At 68.2% G+C, this 26,495-nt stretch carries 30 protein-coding genes; 20 read left to right on the forward strand and 10 right to left on the reverse strand.

Annotation, left to right across the window (positions count from 1 at the left end; translation table 11 throughout):
- The first annotated feature begins 8 nt into the window (after positions 1–8).
- Complete coding sequence (locus ACQI46_RS19675; RefSeq protein WP_427095718.1) at positions 9–482, forward strand: DUF309 domain-containing protein; 474 nt, start codon at positions 9–11, stop codon at positions 480–482.
- Positions 483–488: 6 nt separating this feature from the next.
- Here the strand turns inward: ACQI46_RS19675 and ACQI46_RS19680 are convergent, their stop codons facing one another.
- On the reverse strand, positions 489–680 hold the full coding sequence (locus ACQI46_RS19680; protein WP_427095798.1) for a ferredoxin: 192 nt from the start codon (positions 678–680) through the stop codon (positions 489–491).
- A 52-nt stretch (positions 681–732) separates the two neighbouring features.
- On the opposite strand from ACQI46_RS19680, the gene ACQI46_RS19685 reads away from it, so the two are divergent.
- On the forward strand, positions 733–2,337 hold the full coding sequence (locus ACQI46_RS19685; RefSeq protein WP_427095719.1) for an FMN-binding glutamate synthase family protein: 1,605 nt from the start codon (positions 733–735) through the stop codon (positions 2,335–2,337).
- A gap of 9 nt (positions 2,338–2,346) precedes the next feature.
- On the opposite strand, the gene ACQI46_RS19690 is transcribed toward ACQI46_RS19685, so the two are convergent.
- The gene (locus ACQI46_RS19690) at positions 2,347–2,967 is read right to left on the reverse strand and encodes a TetR/AcrR family transcriptional regulator (RefSeq protein WP_427095720.1); all 621 of its coding nucleotides are present in this window, start codon (positions 2,965–2,967) and stop codon (positions 2,347–2,349) included.
- Between the two features lie 5 nt (positions 2,968–2,972).
- Positions 2,973–3,743 (reverse strand): SDR family NAD(P)-dependent oxidoreductase, encoded by a 771-nt coding sequence (locus tag ACQI46_RS19695; protein ID WP_427095721.1) that lies wholly within the window; start codon positions 3,741–3,743, stop codon positions 2,973–2,975.
- Between the two features lie 90 nt (positions 3,744–3,833).
- Here ACQI46_RS19695 and ACQI46_RS19700 point away from each other — a divergent pair, with 90 nt between their 5' ends.
- The 12 genes from ACQI46_RS19700 (at position 3,834) to ACQI46_RS19755 (ending at position 14,880) form a co-directional block, all read left to right on the forward strand.
- On the forward strand, positions 3,834–5,078 hold the full coding sequence (locus tag ACQI46_RS19700; RefSeq protein ID WP_427095722.1) for an alkyl sulfatase dimerization domain-containing protein: 1,245 nt from the start codon (positions 3,834–3,836) through the stop codon (positions 5,076–5,078).
- Positions 5,075–5,824, forward strand: coding sequence for an SDR family NAD(P)-dependent oxidoreductase (locus ACQI46_RS19705; RefSeq protein ID WP_427095723.1), 750 nt, complete (start codon positions 5,075–5,077; stop codon positions 5,822–5,824). The genes ACQI46_RS19700 and ACQI46_RS19705 overlap by 4 nt, the downstream gene beginning before the upstream one ends.
- 13 nt (positions 5,825–5,837) lie before the next feature.
- Positions 5,838–7,022: a sulfotransferase family protein gene (locus tag ACQI46_RS19710; protein WP_427095724.1), complete on the forward strand. Its 1,185-nt coding sequence runs from the start codon at positions 5,838–5,840 to the stop codon at positions 7,020–7,022.
- Entirely contained in the window at positions 7,019–7,483 is a 465-nt protein-coding gene (locus tag ACQI46_RS19715) for a VOC family protein (RefSeq protein WP_427095725.1), read from the forward strand. The genes ACQI46_RS19710 and ACQI46_RS19715 overlap by 4 nt, the downstream gene beginning before the upstream one ends.
- Positions 7,480–8,487: a zinc-dependent alcohol dehydrogenase gene (locus ACQI46_RS19720; RefSeq protein WP_427095726.1), complete on the forward strand. Its 1,008-nt coding sequence runs from the start codon at positions 7,480–7,482 to the stop codon at positions 8,485–8,487. The genes ACQI46_RS19715 and ACQI46_RS19720 overlap by 4 nt, the downstream gene beginning before the upstream one ends.
- A gap of 21 nt (positions 8,488–8,508) precedes the next feature.
- Positions 8,509–9,270 carry an SDR family NAD(P)-dependent oxidoreductase gene (locus ACQI46_RS19725; RefSeq protein ID WP_427095727.1) on the forward strand — a complete coding sequence of 254 codons (762 nt, stop codon included), beginning with the start codon at positions 8,509–8,511 and terminating at the stop codon, positions 9,268–9,270.
- Between the two features lie 84 nt (positions 9,271–9,354).
- A complete protein-coding gene (locus ACQI46_RS19730) occupies positions 9,355–10,113 on the forward strand; it encodes an SCO6745 family protein (protein ID WP_427095728.1) in 759 nt (252 codons plus the stop codon).
- 2 nt (positions 10,114–10,115) lie between these two features.
- Positions 10,116–10,763, forward strand: coding sequence for a heme oxygenase (biliverdin-producing) (locus tag ACQI46_RS19735; RefSeq protein ID WP_427095729.1), 648 nt, complete (start codon positions 10,116–10,118; stop codon positions 10,761–10,763).
- 134 nt (positions 10,764–10,897) lie between these two features.
- A complete protein-coding gene (locus ACQI46_RS19740) occupies positions 10,898–11,965 on the forward strand; it encodes a glycosyltransferase family 1 protein (protein ID WP_427095730.1) in 1,068 nt (355 codons plus the stop codon).
- Positions 11,962–13,200, forward strand: coding sequence for a glycosyltransferase family 4 protein (locus ACQI46_RS19745; RefSeq protein WP_427095731.1), 1,239 nt, complete (start codon positions 11,962–11,964; stop codon positions 13,198–13,200). The genes ACQI46_RS19740 and ACQI46_RS19745 overlap by 4 nt, the downstream gene beginning before the upstream one ends.
- Entirely contained in the window at positions 13,154–14,044 is an 891-nt protein-coding gene (locus ACQI46_RS19750; RefSeq protein WP_427095799.1) for a glycosyltransferase, read from the forward strand. Before ACQI46_RS19745 ends, ACQI46_RS19750 begins: the two co-directional genes overlap by 47 nt.
- A complete protein-coding gene (locus tag ACQI46_RS19755; RefSeq protein ID WP_427095800.1) occupies positions 14,044–14,880 on the forward strand; it encodes a glycosyltransferase family 2 protein in 837 nt (278 codons plus the stop codon). The genes ACQI46_RS19750 and ACQI46_RS19755 overlap by 1 nt, the downstream gene beginning before the upstream one ends.
- Before the next feature lie 38 nt (positions 14,881–14,918).
- On the opposite strand, the gene ACQI46_RS19760 is transcribed toward ACQI46_RS19755, so the two are convergent.
- Positions 14,919–16,295: an MFS transporter gene (locus ACQI46_RS19760; RefSeq protein ID WP_427095732.1), complete on the reverse strand. Its 1,377-nt coding sequence runs from the start codon at positions 16,293–16,295 to the stop codon at positions 14,919–14,921.
- Between the two features lie 74 nt (positions 16,296–16,369).
- Positions 16,370–17,959: a threonine/serine ThrE exporter family protein gene (locus tag ACQI46_RS19765; RefSeq protein WP_427095733.1), complete on the reverse strand. Its 1,590-nt coding sequence runs from the start codon at positions 17,957–17,959 to the stop codon at positions 16,370–16,372.
- A 119-nt stretch (positions 17,960–18,078) separates the two neighbouring features.
- On the opposite strand from ACQI46_RS19765, the gene ACQI46_RS19770 reads away from it, so the two are divergent.
- A complete protein-coding gene (locus ACQI46_RS19770; RefSeq protein WP_427095734.1) occupies positions 18,079–18,420 on the forward strand; it encodes an ArsR/SmtB family transcription factor in 342 nt (113 codons plus the stop codon).
- A gap of 2 nt (positions 18,421–18,422) precedes the next feature.
- Positions 18,423–18,908, forward strand: a complete 486-nt coding sequence (locus tag ACQI46_RS19775) for an SRPBCC family protein (RefSeq protein ID WP_427095735.1) — start codon at positions 18,423–18,425, stop codon at positions 18,906–18,908.
- Here the strand turns inward: ACQI46_RS19775 and ACQI46_RS19780 are convergent.
- The gene (locus ACQI46_RS19780) at positions 18,877–19,701 is read right to left on the reverse strand and encodes a tryptophan-rich sensory protein (protein ID WP_427095736.1); all 825 of its coding nucleotides are present in this window, start codon (positions 19,699–19,701) and stop codon (positions 18,877–18,879) included. The two genes, ACQI46_RS19775 and ACQI46_RS19780, sit on opposite strands and share 32 nt — an antisense overlap.
- Positions 19,702–19,768: 67 nt before the next feature.
- Entirely contained in the window at positions 19,769–20,713 is a 945-nt protein-coding gene (locus ACQI46_RS19785) for a pirin family protein (protein ID WP_427095737.1), read from the reverse strand.
- 71 nt (positions 20,714–20,784) lie between these two features.
- Between ACQI46_RS19785 and ACQI46_RS19790 the strand changes: the two genes are divergently transcribed.
- Positions 20,785–21,789 (forward strand): glycoside hydrolase family 6 protein, encoded by a 1,005-nt coding sequence (locus ACQI46_RS19790; RefSeq protein ID WP_427095738.1) that lies wholly within the window; start codon positions 20,785–20,787, stop codon positions 21,787–21,789.
- Between the two features lie 20 nt (positions 21,790–21,809).
- Positions 21,810–22,013 carry a zinc-ribbon domain-containing protein gene (locus tag ACQI46_RS19795; RefSeq protein WP_427095739.1) on the forward strand — a complete coding sequence of 68 codons (204 nt, stop codon included), beginning with the start codon at positions 21,810–21,812 and terminating at the stop codon, positions 22,011–22,013.
- A gap of 6 nt (positions 22,014–22,019) precedes the next feature.
- Here ACQI46_RS19795 and ACQI46_RS19800 read toward each other — a convergent pair whose 3' ends face one another.
- A complete protein-coding gene (locus ACQI46_RS19800) occupies positions 22,020–22,598 on the reverse strand; it encodes a TetR/AcrR family transcriptional regulator (protein ID WP_427095740.1) in 579 nt (192 codons plus the stop codon).
- 78 nt (positions 22,599–22,676) lie between these two features.
- On the opposite strand from ACQI46_RS19800, the gene ACQI46_RS19805 reads away from it, so the two are divergent.
- Positions 22,677–23,501 (forward strand): alpha/beta fold hydrolase, encoded by an 825-nt coding sequence (locus ACQI46_RS19805; protein WP_427095741.1) that lies wholly within the window; start codon positions 22,677–22,679, stop codon positions 23,499–23,501.
- On the opposite strand, the gene ACQI46_RS19810 is transcribed toward ACQI46_RS19805, so the two are convergent.
- Positions 23,481–24,335 carry an MOSC domain-containing protein gene (locus ACQI46_RS19810; protein WP_427095742.1) on the reverse strand — a complete coding sequence of 285 codons (855 nt, stop codon included), beginning with the start codon at positions 24,333–24,335 and terminating at the stop codon, positions 23,481–23,483. The genes ACQI46_RS19805 and ACQI46_RS19810 overlap by 21 nt on opposite strands.
- Positions 24,336–24,404: 69 nt before the next feature.
- Here ACQI46_RS19810 and ACQI46_RS19815 point away from each other — a divergent pair, with 69 nt between their 5' ends.
- Complete coding sequence (locus ACQI46_RS19815; protein ID WP_427095743.1) at positions 24,405–25,601, forward strand: NAD(P)/FAD-dependent oxidoreductase; 1,197 nt, start codon at positions 24,405–24,407, stop codon at positions 25,599–25,601.
- Positions 25,602–25,629: 28 nt separating this feature from the next.
- On the opposite strand, the gene ACQI46_RS19820 is transcribed toward ACQI46_RS19815, so the two are convergent.
- Positions 25,630–26,274, reverse strand: a complete 645-nt coding sequence (locus ACQI46_RS19820) for an Rv1733c family protein (RefSeq protein WP_427095744.1) — start codon at positions 26,272–26,274, stop codon at positions 25,630–25,632.
- Positions 26,275–26,495: the final 221 nt, after the last annotated feature.

The following is a 26,495-nucleotide window of genomic DNA, read 5'->3' on the forward strand; positions in this document are numbered from 1 at the left end:
ATGAAGACATGGTCGAACGTGCCCGCGACGAGTCCGGCCGGCCCCGCAACGCCCGTCCCCGCGACGCGCTGGGCCGGCCCCTGCCGCCCGGCAGCCAGGGCGTCCCCCGCATCCCGGACGACCTGCAGCTGACACCGGCAGAGTTCCTCGCCTACGCCCAGGACCTGTTGGACCAGGGCCTGGCTTTTCACGCGCACGAGGTACTCGAGGCCGCCTGGAAAGACCGGCCGGAGCACGAACGGCCGCTCTGGCAGGGCCTGGCGCAGCTCGCGGTCGGCGTCACCCACATCCAGCGCGGGAACCGTCCCGGCGCCGCCACCCTGCTGCGCCGGGGCGCCGCGCGCCTCTACGAAGCCGCCCGCCCGGTACCGCACGCGGTCGACGCCGACGGTCTGATCACCTGGGCGACCGACCTGGCCGACGTCTGCGCAACCGGGAACGAGGTTCCGCCGGAGCGGCTGCGGCCGGCGCTGTGCCGGTGAGGCTCTTCAGTCGCTGCTCGAGATTGCCGCACGGGGGCAGTCGGCGACGGCCTGTGTGGCGAGCGCCTGCTGACCGTCCGGCACGGGATCGGCGATGACAACGGCATATTCGTCCTCGTCGAGTTCGAACACCAGGGGTGCGATCCGCACGCAGAAGGCGTTGCCCTCACAGCGATCACGGTCGACGTGCACGCGCATGATCTTTTCCTCCTCGCCTCGTCGACCATAGCCGCATGGCAGGGTGGGAGACATGAAGAAGCGGACGATCGCCGCCGCCCTGGCTCCCGCCGCGACCCTGGCCGGTTTGGCGCTGCAGGACCTCCTCCAGAAGGAACACGCGCTGCGGCGGAACTTCCCGGTGATCGCCCGAGCGAGGTACCTGCTGGAGTCCGTCGGTCCCGAGTTGCGGCAGTACATCATCACCAGCAACGACGACGAGCGGCCGTTCAGTCGCGACCAGCGGCGCTGGGTGTACACCTCGGCCAAGAAGGAGAACAACTACTTCTCGTTCGGCACGGACAACGACACCGAGAACGCGAGCTATCCGATCATCAAGCAGGCGACGTTCTCCGACGTCGCCCCGGCCTCCCCGATCCACGGACACGACATCGAGGTTCCCGGAGCGAAGGTGCTCGGCGGACCGCGGGGGCGCCGACATGCGTTCCGCCCGGCGTCGGTGGTCAACGTCTCGGCGATGTCGTTCGGCTCGCTCAGCGGCCCGGCGATCGAGGCGATCAACAAGGGCGCCAAGCTCGGTGGCTTCCTGCACAACGTGGGTGAGGGCGGCCTGTCCGAGCACCACCTGCAGGGCGGCGACCTCGTTTACCAGATCGGCACCGGCTACTTCGGGTGCCGCGACCGGCACGGTCGATTCGACCTCGACCGGCTACTCGAGGTGGTCGACGCCGGACCCGTCCGCGCCATCGAGATCAAACTCAGCCAGGGCGCCAAACCCGGTCTGGGCGGCCATCTTCCAGGTGCCAAGGTCAACGCGGAGATCGCCCGCATCCGCGGCATCGAGCCGGGCAAGGACGTGATCAGTCCGTCCCGGCACACGGCGTTCCGCAACGTCGACGAGATGCTCGACTTCGTCGAACGGATCGCCGACGCCACCGGGCTACCGGTCGGAATCAAGTCCGCGGTCGGGGATATGGCGTTCTGGCACGACCTGGCCGACCGGATGACCGACGGACAACGCGGCGTGGACTTCATCGCGATCGACGGAGGTGAAGGTGGCACGGGTGCCGCACCGCTGGTGTTCGCCGACCATGTGTCGTTCCCGTTCCGGCTCGGCTTCGCCGCGGTGTTCCGGTTGTTCGCCGAGCGCGGACTCTGTGATCGGGTGACCTGGATCGGCTCCGGGAAGCTCGGGCTGCCCAGCAATGCGATAGTGGCGTTCGCCCTGGGCGTCGACCTCATCAATGTCGCACGCGAGGCGATGCTGGCGATCGGCTGCATCCAGGCGCAGAAGTGCCACACCGACCGCTGCCCGACCGGCGTCGCGACCCAGAACCAGTGGCTGGCAGGGGGACTCGATCCCGAACAGAAGTCGCACCGGCTGGCCAACTACGTGCTGACGCTGCGGCGTGACCTGATCAAGGTCGCCGAAGCCGCCGGTGTCCGTCACCCCGCCATGCTGGGACCGAACGCAGTGGAGATCCTCGACGGTGACCGTGGCCACCGGCCACTGACCGAGGTGTACGGCTACCGGGACGGCTGGGGCGTGCCCGGGGCTGAGATCGTTGCTGACATAGACACCTACATGCGCCGCTACGACAATCTGCCCGGCACGGACAGTGTCCTTTCCCACGAGCCGCCGGCGGTGACACACGATCCCAATCAGGCCGTGGAGTAGACCGACGTGTCAATGCTGGTCGCGCTCGATGGTGACCGCCGTGACGATGGCCTGCAGCATGCGTTCGAGGTGGGCGGCGTCGGAGACGGGGCGGTCGCCCGCGGCGAATCTGGCAAACAGCCCGGCGATGAAGGTGGTGACCGCGTCGCTCTGTGCCTCTCGCAAGGCCGGATCATCGGATTCCGGCTGGAGCGCGGCCACGGCGTCATGGGTCATGGTGATCACGCGGGACACGAGTTTTCCGGAAATAGCGGCCAATTCGGGATCCCGCATCGTCGCGAGCATCAGTTCCTGGCGCGCTCGATTCAGCAGAAGACCTCGACCATCGGCCTGCAGCATCACCAATTCGGTCAACCGCCCCAACGGTGACCGGCCCGGCTGCGCAGGTTCGGCCAGGGATGCCAGATTGGCCAGGTCGATCTCGGCGACACGTTGCCCCACGCCACGAACCAGTGCGTCGCGGGTGCGGTAGTAGTACGACGTGGTGCCGGGAGGCACGCCGGCGGCGCGGTCCACCTGCTGATGTGTCAGGCCACGCGAACCGTGCTCGGCCAGCACTTGGATGCCTGCGTCGCACAACAGTTTTCGGCGAGCAGCGCCGTCACGTTTGCGCGGTGCGGAGGGGGTCATGGCATTCAGCGTAGGACGGTTCCGCCGTCGATGTTGACAACCTGCCCGTTGATCCACGCGCCCTCCGCGGAGAGCAGGAACGACACCAGTGACGCGATGTCGGTGGTCTCCCCGACGCGCGGGCCGCGGATGCGTTTGAGCGCCGAGGCTTCGAGTTCGGGCCACTGCGGCGCGGCCCGAATCGTCTCGGTCGCAGTGAATCCCGGTGCCACCGCGTTGCAGCGGACGTTCTCTTTGCCGTAGCGCGATGCGACGTGACGGGTCAGGGCACCGATACCCGCCTTGGCGGTGGCGTAGGCCGGACGCGCCGGCTCTCCCTGGAATGCGGCCGCCGACGACATCATCACGATGGCGCCGCCACCTCGCGAGAGCATGGGCGGAATGGCGTACTTCAGCGCGGCGACGTATCCGCGGAGATTGACCGCCATCACCCGGTCCCACAAGTCGAGATCGATGTCGACGACGTCGGTGTCGCCTCGTAGAGCCGCCATGTCGGCGCCGACGACGAACAGGCCGTCGATGCCGCCGTACGCACTGATGGCGCTCGACATCAAGTCAGCGACCGATTCAGGCGCGGCCAGGTCGAATTGGACCGCCTTCGCCGCCGCGCCGGTGGTGGTGATCCGGTCTGCAGTGCGCCGGGCCGCCTCGATGGCGAGGTCTCCGACGACGACGGAGCACCCTTCCTCCGCGAGTCGGGAGGCGGTCGCCGCGCCGATGCCGGTGGCACCGCCGGCCACGACGACGACCGAGCCCGACAGCCCGCGCATGGTCATGGCAACTCACTTCCGTATGGACCATTGACTTTACCTCTATGACCGTAGAGCATTCCTCTAAGTTTATAGAGGATGGTGGCGGGAGGGCAGATGGCAGGCATTCATCGACAACGCCCGGGTGCACACGACCTGGCAGCGGCAACCGGAGAGCCGGCCATCTCGCTGGGCGACGACGTCTGGATGTCACCCGGTGTGTCCAACTCGTATGCGCTCGGGTCGGGGGATGGCCGGCTGATCATCAACGGAGGGCTCTTCTTCGAAGGGGAGCTGCGGCGGCGAGCATTCGCGGAGATCCCCGGACCGACCAGAGCGATAGTTGTGACCCAGGGCCATGCCGACCACTTCGGTGGCGTCTACGCCCTGCGCGAGCCCGACACCGACGTGATCATGCACGCCAACTACCGGTACTGGCGCGACGACACACAACGGCTGGGCGGCTACCGGGCGCCCAAAACCATGTTCGCTTTTCAGAAGTTCACCGACGCCATCGCGGAATCTCTCAAGGACATCGATCCCGCGACGATCGACTTCTCCTTTCCCGAGCCGACAACGACTTTTGACCACCACCACGAGTTCACGGTGGGTGACCGCCGGGTCGAACTGATCTGGACGCCGGGCGGCGAGACCACCGACTCCCTGGCGGTGTGGCTTCCCGAAGACCGGATCGTGTTCACCGGCAACCTCTTCGGGCCGCTGTTCGGCCACGTGCCGAATCTGATGACGATCCGCGGTGACCGGTATCGGGATCCGATCCTCTACATCGAATCGCTCACCAAGGTGCTCGAGCTCGCACCGCGGCGACTGATCACCGGCCATTTCGACCCGATCGACGGTGCCGACCGCATCGCCGAAGAAGTCACCGCGATGCGCGACGCGATGCAGGCGGTGCACGACGAGGTCATCGACTACATGAACGGCGGCAAGGACGTCTACGCCGCGATGCGCGAGATACGGGCACCCGCTCACCTCGACGTCGGCGAGGGATACGGCAAGACGTCGTGGAACGTCCGGGCCATCTGGGAGATGTACGCCGGCTGGTTCCAGCACCGTTCGACCACCGAGCTCTACGGCGTGGCCCCGTGGTCCGTCGCAGCCGACGTGGTGGCAGCGGCCGGCGCCGACGCGCTGATTCGCACTGCGCGCAACCACACCGCGAACGGCGATCCCGTACAAGCCCTGCACCTCACCGACCTCGTGTTGAGCGCCGAGCCGCAGAACCGGGGGGCCCGGGACGCCGCCATCGAGGCCCACGAGGCCCTTCTGGCGGGCACCGACAACTTCTGGGAAAAGGCCTGGCTCACCAACTCCGTCAACCAACTGAGGACACCGTCATGAACTCCGTCAACTTCGACTTCACCGGCACCAAAGTCCTCGTCACCGGTGGCACCAGCGGTATCGGCAACGCGATCGCCACCGACTTCGCCAAGGCCGGCGCCGAGGTCACCATCACCGGTACCAGGGGATCGGTGGCCGACTACCCCGAGACCGACCTCGGCGGCCTCACCTACCGGCAGTGCCAGGCTTCTGACACCGACTCGATCGACGCGCTGGCCGACTCGCTCGGCGACCTCGACGTGCTCGTCAACAACGCCGGCGGACCTTACGCCGCCCACAAGGACGAGTGGGATCCCGATGGTTACGCGGGCTCGGTGGCGGTCAACATGCTCGCCCACATGCGTCTGACCATGGCATGCCATGACCGGTTGAAGTCGAGCACAGCCGCCGGTGGCAGCAGCGTCGTCAACATCATCTCGATGTCGGCGTTCGTCTCGGCAGTGGCGGTCCCCGCCTACAGCTCCTCGAAAGCCGGCATGGTCGCTTTCACCAAGAACCTGTCCCGCCGCTGGGTGGACGACGGTATCCGGGTCAACGCGGTGGCGCCCGGGCTGATCGACACCAGGATGACCCACCCGGTACTCGAGATCCCCGAGCTTCTGGAGATCGAGATGCGCCACACGCCGATGGGCCGCATGGGCATGCCCGACGAGATCTCACCGGCGGTCCTGTTCCTGTGCAGCGACGCAGCACGTTACGTCACAGGGACGACGGTAGCCGTCGACGGCGGATACCTCACAGTCTGAAAGGGGCCTGAAAATGGGTGAATTCGATTCTGTCGCAGGCGCCGACGACGTCTTCGACCTCGCCACCAAGCGCACCGGCTTGTCCGAGATCGACTCGGATTCCTGGCGCGAGGGCTTGGAGATCATCGTCGACGAGGTCAACACGTGCCCCGCGTTCTCACCGTATGGACGTGAGCGAATCCTGACGGATGCCGTGGACGCCCTGGCCCGACGCCTGCAGGTCCACGACTACATCTGGTCTCACCCCGAGGTGCTCGACACCCCGGTCGAGAACCCGCTGATCGTCCTCGGCATGCCGCGGACCGGCACCACCGTGGTCAGCTACCTCCTCGATCGGGATCCGGCTCGCCGTTCGTTGTTACTGTGGCAGTGCATGCATCCCGTCCCACCGGCGGCGGCAGACGCGCTGCGCACCGATCAACGATGCCTCGACATGCTCGACGAGCAGCGCAGAACCTTGGAGATGGTGGCGGCAGCGAAAGTTGCTCTGCCGCATTGGGAAGACGCCGACGGGCCCACCGAGGACATGTTCATCCACAACCAGGACTTCAAGGCGCTGTCCTGGGACGCCTTCCTGCACACCTCGCGGTACTACGAGTGGCTGTTCAGCGAGGCTGACATGACCACCACCTACGAGTATCAGAAGCGCTATCTGCAGGTCCTACAGTCGACCGCGCCCGGCACCTGGAGTCTGAAGATGCCGTCACACTCGGTGCACATCGAGGCGCTGCTGAAGGTCTTCCCCGACGCTCGGCTGGTGTGGGCCCACCGCGACCCGTACAAGGCCACGGGGTCGCTGGGCAACCTACTGAAACTGCCGAAGAGCATGAGCCACAACAGCGAAGCGGTCGATCTGCACGCCATCGGACGATATGCGAAGGCTCAGATGGGGGTGCACGTGGAGCGCCCACTGCGGGCCCGCGACCGCATCGGCGACGACCGCTTCTTCCACATGTACTACTCCGAAATGATGCGCGACCCCATGGACGTGATGCGGCGACTCTACGACTGGGCCGGCGATTCCCTGACGCCGGACACCGAAGCACGCATGCAGAATTGGCTGGGCGAACATCCGCAGGACCGATACGGGCTCAATTCCTACAGCCTGGAGCAGTACGGGTTGACGGTCGACGAGCTCGAGCCGGTCTTCGCGGAGTACCTCGACACCTTCGACATCGAACTGGAGGCGGCACCGTGACCGCACCTGTCCTGGCAACCGGGGAGCTCTACCACACCGGGCTCATCGTGTCCGACATCGATGCTGCCACAAGGAGACTGAGCGCCGCGGCCGGCTACACGTGGACCAAACCGGTCGAGGCCAACTTGAAGGTGACCACATCCGCCGGTGACGTCGACGTGCCCTTCAAGTTCGTCTACTCGTTGCAGGCCCCGCATCTGGAAGTCGTTCAGGAGGTGCCGGGCACCGTATGGTCGGCTCCCGTCGGCGCGGCGGCGCACCATCTGGGCTACTGGGTCGATGATCTGGCCACCGCTGCGCGCAAACTCGAGGATGCCGGCTACCGCCTGGAGGCGCGGCCTGCCGGCGAGACGCTGACTTCTTTCGCCTACTACATCGACGACACCGGGATCAGGATCGAGATCGTCGATCGGGCATTGTTCCCGGACTGGCCGGCCTTCCTCGAGATGATGTCGGCGTGAAGACCGTGATGGTCACGCGCCCCGGCAGCGCCGAGGTGCTGGAGGTGCCCACACCCGCAGTCGGATCGCGCGACGTCTTGGTGCGGATGCGGTCCTGTGGCATCTGCGGTTCAGACGCCCTCTACATCGCGCTCGGGGGTATCCCTCCGCGCGAGGGTGCCACCCCGCTGGGGCACGAGCCTGCCGGTGAGGTCGTCGAGGTCGGTGCAGAGGTCGAGGGCATCGCCGTCGGCGACCACGTGGTGATCAACCCGATGGCCGCACCGAGCGGGATCATCGGAAACGGCGGCGCCTACGGCGCGTTGGCCGAGTACCTGCTGGTCGAGCGCGCTGTCCGCGGCGAAGCGCTGCAGGTCATCCCGAAACACATCCCGTTCGAAGTGGCCGCACTCAACGAACCCATGGCTGTCGCCCGCCACGGCGCCAACCAATGCCGGCCAAAACCGGGCGACAAAGTCGTCGTTTTCGGCGCCGGGCCGGTAGGCCTCGGGGCTGTGCTCGCGTTCCGCTCGATGGGTGCCGGACACATCGTGGTGGCCGATCTCGTTCCGGCGCGACTGGAAAAGGCGCTTCGGGTGGGAGCCGATGCGGTGCTCGACGTCGGTGCTGAGGACGTGGTCGCTCGCTTGATCGACCTGCACGGCCCCGGTGAGGCGCTGTTCCCGGGCAGGGCGGGCACCGACATCTTCCTCGACGCGGCCGGGGCGCCGTCGGTCGTCGACACCGCCCTGGCAGCGGCGAAGAAGGGTGCGACCCTCGGGATCGTCGGTGTGCACAAGGAACCGGTGGCGGTGGAGTTCACCAACATCATGAGCAATGAGATCACCATCGTCGGCTCCATGGGATATCCGGACGAATTCTTCGACGTGACCGAGGATTTGGTCGAGAACTGGGAAAAGTACGCGGTCATCGTCAGCCACACGGTGCCGTTCGAAGACGTCACGTCGGCCTTCGAGCTGGCCGGCACACCGGGTGCCGCGGACAAGGTCGTCGTCACGTTCTGACGACACCATCGAGGAGGGGACATGACCGAGCGGAACTCACAGGTCGCCGGACGCAGGATCTTGGTGACCGGCGCCGCGACCGGCATCGGCGCCGCGGCGGTGCGCGCGCTGACGGACGCCGATGCGCTGGTGGTCGCGACATACCACCGATCGGAACCACTGAAAGATGTTCCGGCGCAGTGGGAGCAGTGCGACGTGCGCGACGCCGAGGCCGTCGACCACGTCGTGGCCACGGCGGCGCGCATGCTCGGCGGACTCGATGTCGTCATCCACGCGGCGGGCCGATGGCAGCCGGGCATACCGGGCACGATCACCGGCAATGACATCGACGACCAACTCGACACCAACCTCAAGTCGACGATCTTCGTCAACCAGGCGGCACACGCGGCCATGCGAGAGATGGGCGGCCAGATCATCAACTTCGGGTCCGCCGAAGCCGCCATGGGCAGTCCGCTGTCGGCGGTGTACGCGGCGGCGAAAGGCGCCGTGCAGGCGTGGACGCGGTCAGCGGCCCGAGCCTGGGCGCACGACCGCGTCACGGTCAACGCGATCGCACCGGCCGTCCAGACCCCCGGAGCTGACCGGCTGCGTGGCTTCCTCGGTCCCGATGCAGCGCCGCTGATCGACAAGCAGCTGCAGACGAGCATCCCCCTGGGAGGCAAGCTCGGCGACCCCGCAGCCGACCTGACCCCGGTACTGTTGTTCCTCAGCAGTCCCGCGGCACGGTTCATCACCGGACAGCTGATCGCCGTCGACGGTGGCCTGATGATGGTGGGAGCCTGAGCCCGCGACATCACCGCGACGGCTACTCTTCGGGAGGGACGCCCCCGGCGTGCCGGCCGAAGGCGTGAGGTGAAGAGGAGCCACATGAGCGATACGGATCTGCAGGAAGCCGTAGCCGACGCGGGCGCGGCCATCGAACATGCCGTGGCGGTGTTCATGCTGCACCCCGAGACCTTCGGCGGCAGTGCCGCTGCAGGCTACGAGAATCCGCTCTCCGGGTACGTCGCCGGCCGTGGCGGAGTGCTCGGCGAAGCGTCCGGCACCAGCGTTGCCGCGATCTTCGCGGTGTTCGAGCCGACCGGCCTGTCCGCGATGTGGGACGAAGGTGTCGCGGTGCGCGGTGCCGCCGGCGCCGCGCAGCTGTACTGGGAACAGACAGCCGAGTTCGGCCGCAAGTATCTGTCCGGCGCCGACGATCTCGAACGCCTTGCGGCACTGGGGGAGAAGGTCATCGCGCACACCCCGACCGCGGGCCTGCCGTTGTACGCGGGCTGGCGCGAGATGCCGCTCGCCCAGGACGGCCCGGCCCGGGCGCTGCAGGTGATGTTCGTGCTGCGTGAGCTGCGTGCCGGCCTGCACTTCGGGGCTCTGGCGCTCGCGGGGATCGCACCGATCGAAGCGCACATGCTCAACAAGGGCCCACAGTACGCGGCGATGTTCGGCTGGCCCGAACCGTACGCCGACGGCGCCGACAAGAAGGACCGCTACGACGATGCCGAGCAGGCCACCAACCGCCGGATGACCGAGATCCTGACCGCCGCGCTCGATCCGGCAGAGGTCTCAGAACTCGCCCGGCTCAGCAGTGCCGCGCTGGCGTCTCTGCAGGCCGCAGTCCCGAGCTGAACATGCGACGCCACCACGCCGATCCGACCAGGTCGCTGTCGGTCGCGATCAGTGTGGGCTCGGCCGCCGACCACGACGCCGCCGAAAACTCGGTGTTCTTCACCGACCTGCTGTCGGGTCGGGTGGGCCGCCGCGGCTACGCCGCCTACCTGCTGCGCCTGCGGCCGGTCTACGAAGCGCTCGAACGAACCGTCCGGGCGCATCGCGACGACCCGCTGGTCGCCGCGGTCTACGATCCGGTGCTCGAACGGTTGCCTGCCCTCGACGCCGACCTCGAGTACTGGGCGCCGGGTGCCGAAGAGGTGAATTCGCCTGCGCTGCAGCAATACCGGTCCCGGTTGGCGGGCCTGAGCTGGGGCGGTGCGGTGGTGGCCCACCACTACACCCGCTATCTCGGTGACCTGTCCGGCGGTCAGGCGATGGCCACCCTCCTGGACCGGGAATTCGGGCTCGAGGGACAGGGCCTGGCGTTCTACGATTTCGCGGTGCGCATCAAACCGTACAAGGACGCTTACCGCGCCCGGCTCGACGATCTGGGGCTGGATGCCGACGATATTGCCCGGGTGGTCGACGAGGTGAAGATCGCGTTCCGTCTGAACCAGGCCCTTCTCGACGAACTGGCCGCTGAGTCGGCGGCTTACCGCGCCTGACCCGCGACGAGGTTTGGCCGCGATCAGCGGCGGGGTAAAGAGAGTGAGTCTCTTACGGCGCGTAGTGCACACCTGCGGACAACGCGGTCCGCGGTGGCCGCCGCGCCCCACCCTCGACCGTGAGGAGTCGTACGTTGCTGCGTGTGGCGTCTGTCCCGGCTTCCCACGTCTATGTGCGTCACCTCGCAGATCCAACCGGAGACGACGCCACCGTGCGGCTGGCGGACCCGGTGCCCGCCGACGGCAGGAAGGTCCCCGGGGGATGGTGGCCCCCGCTGATGCTCGAGCCGGGCTGGGTGAGCAGCAATCACGAACTGTTCGACGTGTTCCACGTCCATTTCGGTTTCGACGCGATCGGTGCCGACGTGTTGACCGAGGTCATGCAGGAGTGCAAAGCCCACGACAAGCCGATGGTCTACACGGTGCACGACCTGCGCAATCCCCATCACCCCGAGCCCGAGGCGCACATCCTGCAGCAAGACGTGCTGATCGCCGTGGCAGATGCGCTGATCACTCTCACATCCGGTGCGGCGCAGGAGATTCGACGCCGTTGGGACAAGCACGCCTTGGTGTTGCCGCATCCCCATGTGCTCGACCGCGCGTACATCGAAGCACCGCGCCGCCACGGGGAGCAGTTCGTCGTGGGGGTCCATTGCAAGAGCCTGCGGGCCAACATGGATCCGCTGCCCGTGCTGGCCGCGCTGTGCGACATCACGGCCGCACTGCCGAATACTGTGCTGCAGATCAACATTCACGACGAGGTCTTCGACCACGGCAACCACTGGTACGCGCCCGAGGTCGGCGCCGCGGTGCTGGCCTTCGGTCGCCACGCGCACGTCGACGTCCGTGTGCACCCGTACTTCACCGACGACGAACTGTGGGACTACCTGGCTGATCTGTCGGTGTCCGTGTTGCCCTACCGGTTCGGCACCCACTCCGGGTGGCTCGAGGCGTGCTATGACCTCGGCACCGCGGTGATCGCCCCCAGCTGCGGGTTCTACGCCGAGCAACGCCCGGTTGGTGAGTTCACCTTCACCGAGGACGATTTCGACCCCGCGTCGTTGCGCGAGGCCGTGGAGTCCGCATACCACCGATGGGTCGACGGGATACCGGCGCCGCGGGCAACGTGGGAGGATCGGCAGGCCGAACGCGTGCTGCTGGCTGATGCCCACCGCGCGGTGTACGAGTCAGTTCTGCGATGAGGGATGCGCTGCGTATTGCCCTGATCGCCTCCTGCCGTCACCCGATCCGCCAACCGTTCGCCGGCGGGCTGGAAGCGCACGTCTGGCACCTTGCCGGCGCATTGGTCGGGCAGGGCCACACAGTGACGCTGTTCGCCGCGCCCGGCTCCGATGCGGCTCTCGACTGCGACGCCCTGCAGGTATGCGAGCTGGACCTCAGCGACGCGGCCCGCTCGGATGTGTCGATGCCTGCGGAGAGCTTCATGGCCGACCACCATGCCTACCTGAGTCTGATGGTGCAGTTGGCCGGATCCCACGCCGACGAGTTCGACGTGATCCACAACCACAGCCTGCACTACCTGCCGGTGGCGATGGCGCCGACGCTGTCGACCCCGATGCTGACCACCGTGCACACCCCGCCGACGCCGTGGCTCGAGTCGGCGATCAAGGCGACGGGCGGCGCCGGCACCCGGTTTGCCGCGGTGTCCGAACACACTGCCGCCGCATGGGAATCCATCGGCGGACAATTCGAGGTGGTGCGCAACGGAATCGACACGCGCCATTGGCCGTTGGGCCCGGGCGGGGACCGCGTCGTCTGGTTCGGACGCCTCACCCCCGAGAAGGCGCCGCACATGGCCATCGAGGCCACCCGGCTCGCCGGACGCACCCTCACCCTGGCCGGACCCATCTCCGATCCGCAGTACTTCGCCGAGCACATCGCGCCGCACCTCGGGGAGCGCGTGCACTATGCCGGGCACCTGACCCAACAACAACTGGCCCGGCTGGTCGGAACCGCCGCGGTCGCACTCGTGACACCGACCTGGGACGAGCCCTACGGACTGGTGGTCGCCGAGGCGATGTGTTGCGGCACACCGGTTGTCGCGTTCGAGCGCGGCGGCATCCCCGAGCTGGTCACACGTGAGTCCGGACGCTTGGTGCCTCCTGACGACGTAGCGGCGCTGGCCGAGGCCATCCCGACTGCGGCACGGCTACCGCGCCGCACCGTCCATGAGCATGCCGTCAGCCGGTGTTCGTCCGACTCGATGCTGCGTGCCTACGTGAACCTGTATCGACAGATGATCTCAGGAGAAGGCTCAGCCACCGATGATCGGGTACTACATCCACCATCACGGCTACGGTCACCTCGCCCGCGCCGTCAGCATCACCTCGCAGCTGCGCAGGCCGGTGACGGCACTGACCTCGGCGACCGTGCCACAACAACATCCGTTCGCCGCCGTCGTCGAGCTTCCGCGTGACGACCAGGCCGACGCGGTTTGCGAACCGACCGCACACGGTGCCCTGCACTGGGCGCCCCACCACGATCGCGGCTTCAGTGCGCGCATGCAGGCCCTTGCCGGTTGGGTCGCCGACGCCCAGCCCGAAGTCTGCGTCGTCGACGTCTCGGTGGAGGTGGCGCTCTTCCTCCGGCTTCTGGGGATCCCGACCGTCGTGGTGGCGCTGCCCGGCGAACGCACCGACCCGCCTCATGTCCTCGTGCACCAGGCCGCCGACCACATCATCGCCGCGTGGCCGGCAGACCTGAACACCCCGCACTGGCTGAAACCGCACGCGCACAAGACCAGTTACGTGGGTGGGATCAGCCGGTTCGAGCACCACACCCCGACCGCCCCGACACACGGACGGCAGCAGCGCCTGCTGCTGCTCGGCGGCGCCGCAGACACCTTCGGCGACAAGGTGTGTGGGGACCTCACCGACTTCACGTGCACGGCCCTCGGCGGGGCGTCGGGAACATGGGTCGACGACCCGTGGCCGTACCTGTGTGACGCCGACGTCGTGGTCAGTCATGCCGGTCAGAACAGCATCGCCGACATCGCCGCCGCGCGACGGTCGGCCATCATCATCCCGCAACCGCGACCGTTCGACGAACAACACTGCACCGCAGAGGTCCTGAGCCGTAACGGGCTGGCCGTCGCCGCCGTCGGGTGGCCGGCCGCCGAGGATTGGCCGGAACTACTGCGTCGCACGCAGAGCCACGACCCCCAGCAGTGGCGGCGCTGGCAGGTGCACGGCGCCGCGGCACGCGCGGCCGCAGCGATCGAAGCCACCGCGACCGGTTGCCGCCGAAAGGCCGGCCGATGATGAACGCCGCGGTCATCACCACCGTGCACGGCCGGCATGTCCACTTACGCAACCAGATCCGGGGACTCCAGCGAAGCACTCGTCCGGCGGACATCCACGTCGTCGTCGCGCTCGGCGATCCCGACGTGCCGTCGGTGCTGCGCCGAACAGGTCACGACGCCGTGCTCGTCGAGTATCCAGCGGCACCGCCGCTGCCGCTGGCTGCGGCCCGCAACGAGGGCGCACGCAGCGCCCTCGCCGCCGGTGCCGATCTACTGGTCTTCCTCGACGTCGACTGCATACCGTCCCCGGCGCTGATCGCACGCTACCGGCAGGCCGCGGCACATTCCGACCACCGCGACGCGCTGTTGTGCGGGCCGGTCACCTATCTGCCTGCCGCGGGACCGTCGGGCTATGACCTCGACACGCTGTCCGAGCAGGTGGACCCGCATCCCGCGCGTCCGTGTCCGGACGACGAATCGATCGTGGCCACAGATGATTACGCGCTGTTCTGGTCGCTGTCGTTCGCCGTGCGCCGCGACACCTGGGAGGCCATCGGCGGCTTCTGCGAAGAATACGAGGGCTACGGCGGTGAGGACACCGACTTCGCGTGCCGCGCAGCAGCACAAGGCGTTCCGATGCGCTGGGTGGGCGGCGCCCACGCATTCCACCAGCACCATCCGGTGGAGGATCCGCCCGTGCGTCACCTCGATGACATCGTGCGCAACGCGTGCGTCTACCACCGGCGGTGGGGCAGTTGGCCGATGGGCGGGTGGCTCGACGCGTTCGAACAGCAGGGACTGATCACCCGGGACCGCGACGGAACCCCGCGCCGACGCCACACCGCGCACCGGTGAGACACCGGCCGGGTAGCGTGACCGGCGGTCAAAGAGGGTCAGGCCGAGGACTTCTCGAACGGGACGGGGTCCGGCGCCTCTTCGGTTCCCGGCGTGACGGTCCCGCCGATCGGGCAACGCGCGGTCTCGGGCACCTTCAGCAGCGCCAGCGCACCGATGACGCACGCGCCCATCATGTAGTACGCGGGGACGAGCATGTCGCCCGTGCTGGTGGTCAGCCAGTCGTTGACCGCCGGGGCCGTGCCCCCGAACAGCGACGTCGAGACGTTGTAGGCGATCGCGAATCCGGCGTAGCGCACCTGTGTCGGGAACATCGCGGGGAACGTCGCCGAAATCGTGGCCAGCTGCGGGACATACAGCAGCCCCAGCACGGCGAAGCCGATGATCGCCCCGGCGATGCCGGTGCCCATCAGCAGGAACATCGGCACACCGGCGATGAAGAGACCGATCAGGGAGAACCACCACAGCGGCTTGCGGCCGACCCGGTCGCTGAGCAGACCGGCGAACGGGACGAACACCATCATGGACAGCATCCCGATGACCGGCACGATCAGCGACTGATCGGCCGTGAGCCCGATCTGGGTCTCCAGATAGGTGGGCATGTAGGTCAGCAACGTGTAGTTCACGACGTTGAGCGCAACCACCAGGCCGCCGAGCTGCAGGATCGGACGCCAGTACTTGGCCAGGAGATCCCGGAACTGCGAGGAGGTCTCGTGTTCGGTCTCGCCCTTCTCCGCGAGCTCCCGGAACACCGGGGTGTCGTCCAGTCGCGACCTCAGGTACAACCCGATCAGGCCCATGGGGGCGGCGACGAGGAACGGCAGCCGCCAGCCCCAGTCGTGCATCTGCTGGTCGCCCAGGACCAGCGAGCATCCCAGCATCAGTAGGGCGCCCAACGAGAAACCGCCCAGCGTCCCGAATTCCAGAAAGCTGCCGAGCAATCCGCGCCGCCGGCTGGGGGCGTACTCGGCCATGAAGGTCGCGGCCCCGCCGTACTCGCCGCCGGTCGAGAAGCCCTGCACCATCCGGAGGAACACCAGCAGGAACGGCGCCCACATCCCGATCGCGTCGTAGCTGGGCACCAAGCCCACGCAGAAGGTCGCGCCGGCCATGAGCACGATCGTGATGGCGAGCACGCGCTTGCGGCCCAGCCGGTCGCCGAGCGGACCCCAGACGAACCCGCCGAGCGGACGGACCAGGAAGGACACCGCGAACGTCATCAGCGCCAGCAGCGTTGCGTTGGCGGCGTCGCCGGGGAAGATCGCCGCCGAGATGTAGGTGACCCCGTAGGCGTAGATGCCGTAGTCGAACCATTCGGTCGCGTTGCCGATCGCCGAAGCCGTGATGGCCTTCTTCAGCACCCCTGGTGGTGGCTCGGTCTCCGTCGCGGACTGTCGGGCGTCGCCGGGCTGCACCTGATCCTCCTCCGTGTCGCATCGTTGCGCTCGGAAGGTCTATGTACCCGAATGTGGTGGTTTCAGACCCGGCGCTACCGTGTGCCGGTCGCGTCGCCTTCGTCCTGGGGTGACTCAGCGCTCTGGTCGTCGGCGGACTGCGGCGTTTCCGGCTCCATCGCGACACTCCACGACCGCTGATAGGTCGGTCGGGTTTCGCGCTGTTCCTCGGTCGGCCGCAGCGCGACCACCTTGCCGATCGCCCGGCGCACACCCGGTGGGCCCTCCACCCGAAGGAAGTCCCCGATCCGGCCCGCGCGGTAGCGCAGCGGCGACCCGAGCAGCTCACCCATGACCACGCCCGCGCCGATCGCCAGCGCGGTGGCCGCCGCGGCCAGCGCCTGCCCCATGCCGGCACTGAAGTTGCGCTCGACGGCGAAGTAGAACACCGCACGGAAGACCGCCAGACCCGGCAGCATCGGGGTGATGCCGGCCGTCGCGGTGACCAATGCCGGTGCCTGACGCCGGATGGAGATCAGGGTCGCGAGCAGACCGACCCCGACCGCCGCGATCCCGGTCGCCACGATCTGGCCGAACCCGGCGTTCCCGAGGCCGATCAGCACCAACTCGGCCAAGCCCGCGGCCAGGCCGGCGATGACCACCGCCCGCGGACGCGCGTAACTCGTCACGACCAGGCACGCGCCGGCCAGCGCCGCGCCGCCGACTGCGAGCACGATCGTCAGGGGCTGGCTGGGCAGTACGAAAAGCTCGGTCACCTGGACCTGCAGGCGGATCTCGATGCCCGCCAGGGACGCCACCTGCAGCCCCGCGAGGATGCCGACGACGATGCCCATGGTCAGGAAGAGCACGTCGCCCAGACGTGCCACCGCCGTGACCATGTAGCCGGTGAGCGCGTCCTGCACCGAACCGACCAGGGTCATGCCCGCCAGCAGCATCACGATGCCGGTGGCCACCAGGGCCGACGGCCCGAGGCCGAAGAACAGATAGGCCCCGACGGCGACCAGAGTCGCGATCGCCGCGCCCGCGGCCTGCTGGAAGAACGACGGTGTGCCACGCCGGTTGAGCCAGCGCAGGGTGCGGTCGATCAGCACCGAGGTGACCGCCGCCAGGATCCACGTCAGCCAGCTGCCGCCGAGCAGCATCGCGATGCCCAGGGCGAAGCCGGCCCATCCGGCCGTGGCGACCCACCGTGGGTACGGGTGCGGCTGCTCGCTCAGTTCGTCCATCGCGTCGTGTGCCTCGTCGACCGAGACGCCGCCGGAGGTGATGCGCCGCACCAACTCGTCGAGTTGGGACAGGCGGGTGTAGTCGGTCGAGCGGGACTGCACCGCACGCACGATCGTGATGGGCGCACTGTCGGACGTCGGCGGCGCCGACACGAAGATCGTGGTGACGAACACGTCGACCACGCAGTCGGTGAGTTGATAGGCGCGGGCGACGTCTTGGGCGGTGGCGACGACGTCGGCGGTGCCGGAGCCCGACGACAACATCACCTCGGCCAGCCGGATGGTCAGGTCGAGCACCTTGCGGGTGTGTGCGTCACCGGCTCCGCGGGACGCGCGCCTGCGCTGCCCCGCGCCCGACGCGGGATCACGCCGCCCCCGCAGGGCGAAGTTCACCGCGCGTCGACGCCGAGCCCGTGCATTGGGTCGATCGGCACTCATCACCGCACCACGATACGCAGCGCCGGCGCGTCCCTCGCCGGGTCGTCGAATCGATTCTCAGACAGAAAGATTGGGCTAAGTCTTGACAACATACAACCGATTGGTTGTATGTTGTCTGGGTGACCGTGATCGACGAGGACCGGGCCGACGCCCTGTTCCACGCGCTCGCCGACCGGACCAGGCGCGACATCATGCGCCGGGTGCTGGCAGGCGAGCACTCGGTGTCCGCGCTGGCGGCGAAGTACGAGGTGAGCTTCGCGGCAGTGCAGAAACACGTCGCCGTGCTCGAGAAGGCCGGCCTGCTCACCAAGCGGCGTCGCGGCCGCGAGCAACTGGCCAGCGGGGACGTCACCGCCCTGCGGCCGGTGGCAGACCTGCTCGGTGAACTCGAACAGGTGTGGCGCGGCCGCGTGGCACGTATCGACGAACTCATCTCATCCGAACACCCCAAGGAGGATTGACCATGCCTGTCACCGATGTCTCCCACGACCTCGAGAACCTGACCCTGACCATCACCGCGGACTTCGCCGCCCCGGTCACCCGGATCTGGCAGATCTACGCCGATCCGCGTCAACTCGAAAAAATCTGGGGCCCACCGGAATTCCCGGCGACCGTGGTGGATCACGAACTGGTTCCCGGAGGTCGGGTCACCTACTTCATGACCGGACCCGACGGCGAGAAGTACCCCGGCCTGTGGGAGATCACCGCCGTCGACGAGCCGACGAGCTTCTCGTTCGACGACAAGTTCGCCGACCTGGACTTCAACGCCGATCCGGCAATGCCGGTGTCCCGCAGCGTGTTCACCTTCGCAGAGCACGACGGCGGGACACGCGCGGTCTACACCAGCACGTACGAGTCCGCCGAGGGTCTGCAGAAGGTGCTCGACATGGGCATGGTCGAGGGCGCAACGTCGGCGATCAACCAGGTCGACGCTCTGATCGCGTCCTGAGGGCGGGAGTGCGGTTGCGCCGCACCACGACGAGGACAACCGCCGCCACCAGCGCAGCAGCGCCCGCAAGGGCGGCGGCCACCACATTCGTCGTGTCACTCAGTCGAACCGCGATACCGACCAGCGCCCAGATCAGCACCGCCGCGTAGGCGATGTCGCTGTGCCGCAAGGACATCACCAGTCCCAGCGCCGTCGCGACAAGCACCATGATGACGCCCCAGGTCGGCTCGGAGATCCCGAATCCGTTCCAGCCCGCATCGTCGAGGGTGATGGTCGCGTTGGCGATCGTCGCGACCGAGATCCAGCCCAGGTACACCCGGAACGGGATGTGCACCGTCCAGTACTCGAAGGTCGAGGTGGCCGGATGGGCATCCTGGATCCGGTAGATCACGATGAGCGCGCCCAGCAGCACCACCATCACCGCCATGCTCAGCGGAAAAGCGTTGTGGTGCCACGCGAACAGCCAGCAACAGTTGGCCACGGCCGTCAGCAGATACCACGGCGCGATGGCCCGCGCGGCACCGCTGTCGGCCCGGCCCTTGGCCAGGGAGAGGGACACGTAGACGCTGAACGCGAGCAGCCCGGCGTAGATGAGGCTCCAGATGGAGAACACGTAGCCGGCCGGCACGAAGTACACCTCGACGCGGCGGGTGACGTCCCCGGTGGTCTGCCCGTTGATCGGCAGGCTGTTGGCCAGGTAGTTCACCACGAGGGTGGCTGCGGTCGCCAACGCGACGAGTGCCGGCAACAACCAGCCGGTGGTCGTGCGGCGATCAACTGTCGGACCGGCCATGGGTGCTCCTCTTCGTCGACGGGCACAGGAGTACATGCCCGTCCGAGGCGATCGTGAACCGTCGGCGCTAACCCCAGGCGCTGGGATCGCCGGGCGCCGGCGGCGACATCCGCGGCTTGAGCCGCACCGAGGGCATCGGCGGGGCCGGCAGTCGTTGCACGTGCCCCTGGTAACCCGTGACTGTCCCGAAGCGGTCGGACCCGGCTTCCCACTCGTCGCGGTATGCCGCGATCTCGTCGTGGGTGCGGCCGATGAAGTTCCACCACATCACCACCGGTTCGGTGAAGGGCTCGCCGCCGAGCAGCATCACCCGCGCCGGCCGGTCGCCGGGATTGACCAGTTCCAGCCGGTCGCGTCCCGGCGGTATGTACCCCAGGTCGGCGGGGGAGAGTTCGGTGCCGGCCACGACCACCGGGCCGGCGTCGACCAGGACGCCGTGCTCGAACTCGCGCGCGACGTCGAGCGTCACCTGCGCACCAGGCTCGAGGACGAGCTCGGCACCGAGCAGCGGGGTGTGCGCCGTGACGGACGAGGTGTGTCCGGCCATGGTGCCCAGCAGCACCCGGGCCGTGGCGCCGTCGAGGTGCACGGGAGGGGGTGCGGCATGCTCGAAGCGGCTGGGGAGGTGGCGGGCATCGTCGGGCAGCACCACCCACAGCTGCACGCCGTGCAGGGTCGAGGTCTGCGCCGTGGAGACCTCTGAGTGCGCCACGCCGCCGCCGGCCGTCATGAGGTTGAGCTCGCCCGGCCGTACCCGCGCGTGTGCGCCGGTGGTGTCGCGGTGCTCGATCTCGCCCTCGAACAGCCAGCTGACCGTCTGCAAGCCGGTGTGCGGATGCGGGGGCACGTCCATGCCGCCGGTGCGCGCCACGTCGTCGGGCCCGTAGTGGTCGAGGAAGCACCACGCACCGATCAGCGAGCGAGCGCGCTGCGGCAGCGTGCGTCGCACCGTCATCGCCCGCGGACCGCCGAGGGGGACCTCCCGGCTGGTGACGACCTGAACCGCACTCATGCATCCATCGTCGCCGGTCGGTCAACCCCTGACTCACCGCGCCGGCGTGCGCACCGATAGGTTTCCGTGACGTGAGGACTTCCGTTTCGCGAGCATCGCGCGCCCTGACCCGGTGGATCACCCCGGCCCTGACCGTCGCCGCCGTCGCCGCCACCGGCGGCGTGGTGGCTGCGACGAACGTCGATCCCGCCCCGCAGGTCCGGCTGATCAGCGACGCCAACCCGCTGGTGGGCCAACCCTTCTACGTCAACCCGCACTCGAAGGGCATGAGGGCGTTGGCGAGCAACCCCGACCCGCTGTTGGAGGCGGTGGTCAACACCCCCACGGCGTACTGGATGGACCACATCTCCACCCCGTCGGTCGACGCGAAGTACATCCAGACCGCCCAAGCCGCCGGCACCATCCCGGTGCTGGCGCTCTACGGCATCCCGAACCGCGACTGCGGCAGCTACGCCGCCGGCGGCTTCGGGTCGGCCGGCGCCTACCGGGCGTGGATCGACGGCGTCGCCGCCGCGATCGGACCGGGCCGCGCCGCGGTCATCCTCGAACCCGACGCGCTGGCCATGATCGACTGCCTGTCTCCCGCCCAGCAGGAGGAACGAATCGCGCTGATCGGTTACGCCGTCGACACGCTGAGCCGCAACCCGGGCACGGCGGTCTACGTCGACGCGGGCCACCCGCGCTGGGTGGCGGCCGACCTGATGGCCGACCGGTTGAACCGGGTCGGGGTCGCCAAGGCGCGTGGCTTCAGCCTCAACACCGCGAACTTCTTCACCACCGCGGAAGTGACCGGCTACGGCGAGACGATCTCGAACATGACCGGCGGCAAGCACTACGTGATGGACACGTCGCGCAACGGGGCCGGACCGGTCGAGGGCGACGACCTGTACTGGTGCAACCCGAGCGGCCGCGCCCTGGGCGCGCGGCCGACCACCGACACCGGCAACCCGCGGATCGACGCGTTCCTGTGGGTCAAGCGTCCCGGGGAATCCGACGGCGCCTGCCGCGGCTTCCCGAGTGCGGGCACCTTCATGAGCCAGAACGCCATCGACCTGGCCCGCAACGCCGGCTGGTAAACCGGCCTACGCTGGCGTCGGTGTTCTTCCTCTTCGGATACGGCGCCAAGCAGAAACACCTCGGGCCCGGCGGAGTTCGGACGTGTCCGCGCTGCCACAACACCACGCAGTGGTCGCGGATACGGGAGTTCAAGCAGTTCACGCTGTTCTTCATCCCGGTCGCGCGGTGGAAGCGGCGCACCTTCGAGGTGTGCGGGATCTGCGGGACGGCCGTCGCGGCCTGACCGTTCTCAGTCGGGGCGCAGCGCAGCCTCGACCGCGGCCGCGACGCCGGCTCCGGCGCAGTGCATCGGCTCGACACAGCGCAACGTCCGGCACAGCACGAACGCGCCCTCGAGGGCAGTCAGCGTGATCGTCGCCAGGCGGTGGCATTCGGCGTCGTCGACGCCGAGTTGCGTGAACCACGCCGACAGCCCGGTCAGCCAGCCGCGGAAGACCTCGGCGGCCTCCAACCGCAGCGTCTCGTTGGTGCTGGCCACCTCCAGCGCGATGGTCTCGATGGAACACGCCTCGCTGTAGTCCTGGCTTTCCAGGTGCGCGCCGGCGTTCGCGAACAGCTGCGGAATGCCGGTGCGGGGATCGATGTCGGCCAGCTGTGCACCGACGAACTCGCCGTAGCGGATGCCTTCCCGCCGGATGACCTCGACGGTGATGGCCTCCTTGCCGCCGGGAAAGTGGTGGTAGATGGAACCGAAGGGTGCCTGCGCGGCCTGCGAGATCTGCTTGAGCCCGGTCGCGGGCATGCCCTGGCGTCGATACAACTCCGCCGTCGCATCCAGGATGCGGTCGCGGGTACTGGGTCCGGGCATCACAACTCCTTCTTGCGCATCGTGCCACGACAGCCTAGCGTCGGATCAAATAGAACGATCTATCTAGGAGGTGGGGACGTGCCCACTGCGCGCACCTCGGCCGGCCCCATCGCGTACGGAGACACCGGGGGCGACGGACCAGTGCTGGTCTTCGGCCACGGATTGCTCATGGACGGCCGACAGTGGCGCAAAGTCATCCCGTTGCTGCCCGGGTACCGCTGCATCACCCCGACCCTGCCCATGGGTGCCCACACCACGCCCATGACCGCCGACGCCGACCTGACGCAGACCGGGATGGCCAACATCGTCGCCGACTTCCTCGACGCCCTCGACCTCGACGACATCACATTGGTGCTCAACGACTGGGGCGGAGGGCAATTCGTCATCAGCGAGGGTCGCGACAAACGGATCGCGCGTCTGGTGCTCGCCTCCTGCGAAGCCTTCGACAACTTCCCGCCCAAACCGGCCCGACCGGCGATGGCGCTGTGCCGACTTCCCGGCGGCGGTTGGGTCCTCAGCCGGATGCTCGGCACCCGGTTCATGCGCCACAGTCGGCAGGCCTACGGGGGACTCGCCAAGACCGGACTGCCCGACGCACTCTTCGACGAGTGGTTCCGCCCCGCCGTCGAAAACGCCGCGATCCGGCGGGACCTGGTGAAATTCTGCACCGGATCCCCGCCGCGTCGCCGACTACTCGAAATGTCGCAGCAGTTGCCGGCTTTCGACCGCCCGGTACTCATCGTGTGGGCGCGCGAGGACCGCATGATGCCGCTGGAACACGCGGACCGCCTCGCCGCGTTGTTCCCGGACGCGCGGACAGTGATCGTCGACGACTCCTGGACGCTGATCCCCGAGGATCAACCGGAGGCGATGGCCCAAGCCCTACGCGACTTCATCGGCTGAGGCGGGTTCGCCGATCCGGACGGTATCCCCCTCGCGGATGGTTCCGCCGGTGACCACCTCGGCGTACAGGCCCGCGCACGGCCCCACGCCGAACTCACCGGCCTGCACACGGTTGTGCTCCTGCGGATACCGCACCGAGTGCGGGGAGCGGGGCAGGTCGCCGTGCTCGAGAGTGGGCACCGAGCAGCGCGGGGTCGGAAGCGCGCCGCGCAGCACCACCTCGCCCAGGTGCACCGTGGTGCCCACCCAGTCGTTCTCCACGAAAGGCGGTGTGCCGTCTACGGTTTCGATCACGATGTTGGGGCGGTAGCGCACCGACTCCTCGAGGTCGAAGCCAATGGCGTCGAGCGTGGACGTGGCGATCAGGTGCACCGCGGAATGGTCGACGAACGCGCCGCCCGGCGCGCCCTGTGCGAGTTCGAGCAGCACGATCTCGGTTTCGGCATCCAAGCCCTGAGCGAGCACGTCGTCGGGATCCGGGCGTTCGAGCACCGCCCCGGCAGAGCGCTCGTCGGCCATGTGCACGGTGCGGCCGAGCAGATCCGTCAGTGCAGATGCCGCTTCGGTGACCGGCACGGAGCTGCCGTCCGGCAGCGTCACCACGACGCCGCCGTCACCCGTGGTGGCGGTGCACTCCAGCAGCCGTCGCCACAGCCGCGGGTTCTTCGCGGTCGCGACCCGGCCCGACTCGTCGTCGATCAACGCGTAACGCCGGTCGCCGACCACGCCCATCGGGCCCACGTCCAACGACGCGCACCGTTCACCCAACATCGACTTGACCGGGTACCGGCGCAACACCGACACCCGTCCCACCGGCCCATTGCCGTTCGTCATACCCATCCCGTCACGTGTTCGTCAGTTCGGTCTCGGTTACCCGGTCACCTGCCGGGGTAACGCCAAGGAATGTCTCACGCCGACCGCCACTTTGACATTCTCGTCCTCGGCGGAGGCAATGCGGGTCTGTCCGCCGCGGCCCGGCTGATCCGCAAAGGCGTGCACGACATCGCGGTCATCGAACCGCAGAGCGTCCACACGTACCGGCCCCTGTTGTCCTACGTCGGCGGCGGACAGGCCGAGCTGTACACCGCACAGCGCACGCAGCGGTCGGTCACCCCGCGCGGATGCACCTGGATCCAGGACCGGGCGGTGGCCGTGGAACCCGAGCAGTCGACGGTGCGGTGCGCTTCGGGGCGCAGCTACCGCTACACCGACCTGATCGTCGGGACCGGTCTGGTTCCCGACGAGGACGAACTCCCCGGCATCAGAGCCGCCATCGCCGCTCCTGCCGTGGCGAGCAACTACCTCGACCATGCGCAGAAGACGTGGAAGCTGGTGCAACGGTTGCCGCCCGGTGGGCGCGCGGTGTTCACCGTGCCCCGCGCCCCGGTGAGCTGCACGGGCACGACGCTCAAGCCGCTGTTCCTGGCCGCCGACCACTGGCGCCGGGCCGGGTGCCTGGCAAGTCTGGACCTGACGCTCGTGATCGACCGGCCGCGGCTGCTGGGTGTGCCGGACCTCGATGCGAGACTCGCAGAAGCATTGCAGCACATCGGGGTTCGCGTGCTGCCCGCGACGCGTGTCGCGGCGGTCGATCCGGAGGGGCAGTCGGTGACGGTGGTGGGCGGTGCCACCCGCGAGCAGTTGGGCTTCGACCTGCTGCACCTGGTGCCGCCGTTCCGTGGGCCGGGCTGGGTGGCCGACTCCGGACTGGCCGGCACCGATCCGTACGGGCTGGTCGACATCGACGCGACGACGCTGCGTCACCGCACCCACGGCAACATCTGGGCGGCCGGAGACGGGGCCGCGGTCGACACCGATCCCTCCGGCGGGGCGCTGCGGCGCCAGGTGTCCGTCCTGACCGACAACCTGCTGGCAGCACGCAGCGGTCACGAGCTGACCGGCTACGACGGCTACACCGTCGCTCCGGTGGCCACCGACGGGCGGCACCTCATCGCCGGCGAGTTCGACCGCTCCGGGACACTCGCCTCGTCGCTGCCGTCGTTCATCGATTCCACCAAGCCGCGTCGCTCGGCGTGGTTGTTCGACCGCTACGTGCTGCCTCAGACGTACTGGCACCAGATCCTCAAAGGACGGGTGTGACAACGGACGTCACCGCGCGTACTCGCCCTCACTTGCCGGCGGTGTCGAGCGAGCGCAGCCCGTGGTCCCAACGGGCGAAGCGCAGCCGGTTACACACCAGACGGGTGGCCACGGACGCGGCCACGGCAACGGCGAGCGTCAGCCCGATGAGTACCGCGGCGATGGTGACGCCTTCCACGGCCGCGTGCGGGGTCGATCCCGGTGCCTTCGTCTGTTCGCCGTTCTCGTCGACCCACACCGGCACCACGTCGCCCGGCGCGGTCGCCGAGGACACCTGTACCTCGCCGGAATGCTCGTAGCCGCCGACGGTCCACGCCACCGGCACGGTCACCACCGAGGTACGCGGAGGCAGGGTGGTGCGTTCCGGCGCCGCGGTCACGGTGGCTTCGATCTGCGAGACCGTGTCGGTCTCCTGCGCATAACGGTCCTGACGCGCGTCGTAGACGGCCGTGCCGATGGCGCCGATGACCGGCAGGGCACACAGTGCCAGCGCGACGATCACCGTCATCACGACAGCTTCGATTCGGTCGATGCGGCGCACCAGGGGATCGCGACCCCGCAACCGGACCACGGCGGGCCACCGCGGCCAACCCAGCTCGAACGTCGTCACCTCGGCGGTCTCACGCGGTTGCCGAGCGGCCGCGTGCTGATCTCTCGCTCCGTGGGAGCGCACGGTGGTCTCCTCTCCTCCGTCGGAGCCGTCCGGTCGCCCAAGGCGTACCGGCGGACAGGTCCAAGGGGTGCTCGCGCGCACACCGGAGGACGGCGGCGCAAGCAGCGCTCCTTCATGGTCGCGCAGACGACCGCCCACGGGCTTGCGCAGAAGCGACAATCAGAGGCGCCGTGATTGTGCGCCCCGCACAACCGAGCCCGGCTACAGCAGCTGCTGCATCC

This window comes from Mycobacterium sp. SMC-4 (genome assembly GCF_050205565.1).
Lineage (GTDB): Bacteria > Actinomycetota > Actinomycetes > Mycobacteriales > Mycobacteriaceae > Mycobacterium.

Excerpts from the sequence above, each read along its gene's own strand:
- ACQI46_RS19780 (WP_427095736.1), bottom strand. The coding sequence starts at position 19,701 with ATGGCCGGTCCGACAGTTGATCGCCGCACGACCACCGGCTGGTTGTTG.
- ACQI46_RS19775 (WP_427095735.1), top strand. The coding sequence starts at position 18,423 with ATGCCTGTCACCGATGTCTCCCACGACCTCGAGAACCTGACCCTGACC.
- ACQI46_RS19815 (WP_427095743.1), top strand. The coding sequence starts at position 24,405 with ATGTCTCACGCCGACCGCCACTTTGACATTCTCGTCCTCGGCGGAGGC.
- ACQI46_RS19705 (WP_427095723.1), top strand. The coding sequence starts at position 5,075 with ATGAACTCCGTCAACTTCGACTTCACCGGCACCAAAGTCCTCGTCACC.
- ACQI46_RS19755 (WP_427095800.1), top strand. The coding sequence starts at position 14,044 with ATGAACGCCGCGGTCATCACCACCGTGCACGGCCGGCATGTCCACTTA.
- ACQI46_RS19785 (WP_427095737.1), bottom strand. The coding sequence starts at position 20,713 with ATGAGTGCGGTTCAGGTCGTCACCAGCCGGGAGGTCCCCCTCGGCGGT.
- ACQI46_RS19725 (WP_427095727.1), top strand. The coding sequence starts at position 8,509 with ATGACCGAGCGGAACTCACAGGTCGCCGGACGCAGGATCTTGGTGACC.
- ACQI46_RS19810 (WP_427095742.1), bottom strand. The coding sequence starts at position 24,335 with ATGACGAACGGCAATGGGCCGGTGGGACGGGTGTCGGTGTTGCGCCGG.
- ACQI46_RS19700 (WP_427095722.1), top strand. The coding sequence starts at position 3,834 with ATGGCAGGCATTCATCGACAACGCCCGGGTGCACACGACCTGGCAGCG.
- ACQI46_RS19675 (WP_427095718.1), top strand. The coding sequence starts at position 9 with ATGGTCGAACGTGCCCGCGACGAGTCCGGCCGGCCCCGCAACGCCCGT.
- ACQI46_RS19745 (WP_427095731.1), top strand. The coding sequence starts at position 11,962 with ATGAGGGATGCGCTGCGTATTGCCCTGATCGCCTCCTGCCGTCACCCG.
- ACQI46_RS19710 (WP_427095724.1), top strand. The coding sequence starts at position 5,838 with ATGGGTGAATTCGATTCTGTCGCAGGCGCCGACGACGTCTTCGACCTC.
- ACQI46_RS19685 (WP_427095719.1), top strand. The coding sequence starts at position 733 with ATGAAGAAGCGGACGATCGCCGCCGCCCTGGCTCCCGCCGCGACCCTG.
- ACQI46_RS19680 (WP_427095798.1), bottom strand. The coding sequence starts at position 680 with ATGCGCGTGCACGTCGACCGTGATCGCTGTGAGGGCAACGCCTTCTGC.
- ACQI46_RS19800 (WP_427095740.1), bottom strand. The coding sequence starts at position 22,598 with ATGCCCGGACCCAGTACCCGCGACCGCATCCTGGATGCGACGGCGGAG.
- ACQI46_RS19730 (WP_427095728.1), top strand. The coding sequence starts at position 9,355 with ATGAGCGATACGGATCTGCAGGAAGCCGTAGCCGACGCGGGCGCGGCC.
- ACQI46_RS19735 (WP_427095729.1), top strand. The coding sequence starts at position 10,116 with ATGCGACGCCACCACGCCGATCCGACCAGGTCGCTGTCGGTCGCGATC.
- ACQI46_RS19695 (WP_427095721.1), bottom strand. The coding sequence starts at position 3,743 with ATGACCATGCGCGGGCTGTCGGGCTCGGTCGTCGTCGTGGCCGGCGGT.
- ACQI46_RS19690 (WP_427095720.1), bottom strand. The coding sequence starts at position 2,967 with ATGACCCCCTCCGCACCGCGCAAACGTGACGGCGCTGCTCGCCGAAAA.
- ACQI46_RS19765 (WP_427095733.1), bottom strand. The coding sequence starts at position 17,959 with ATGAGTGCCGATCGACCCAATGCACGGGCTCGGCGTCGACGCGCGGTG.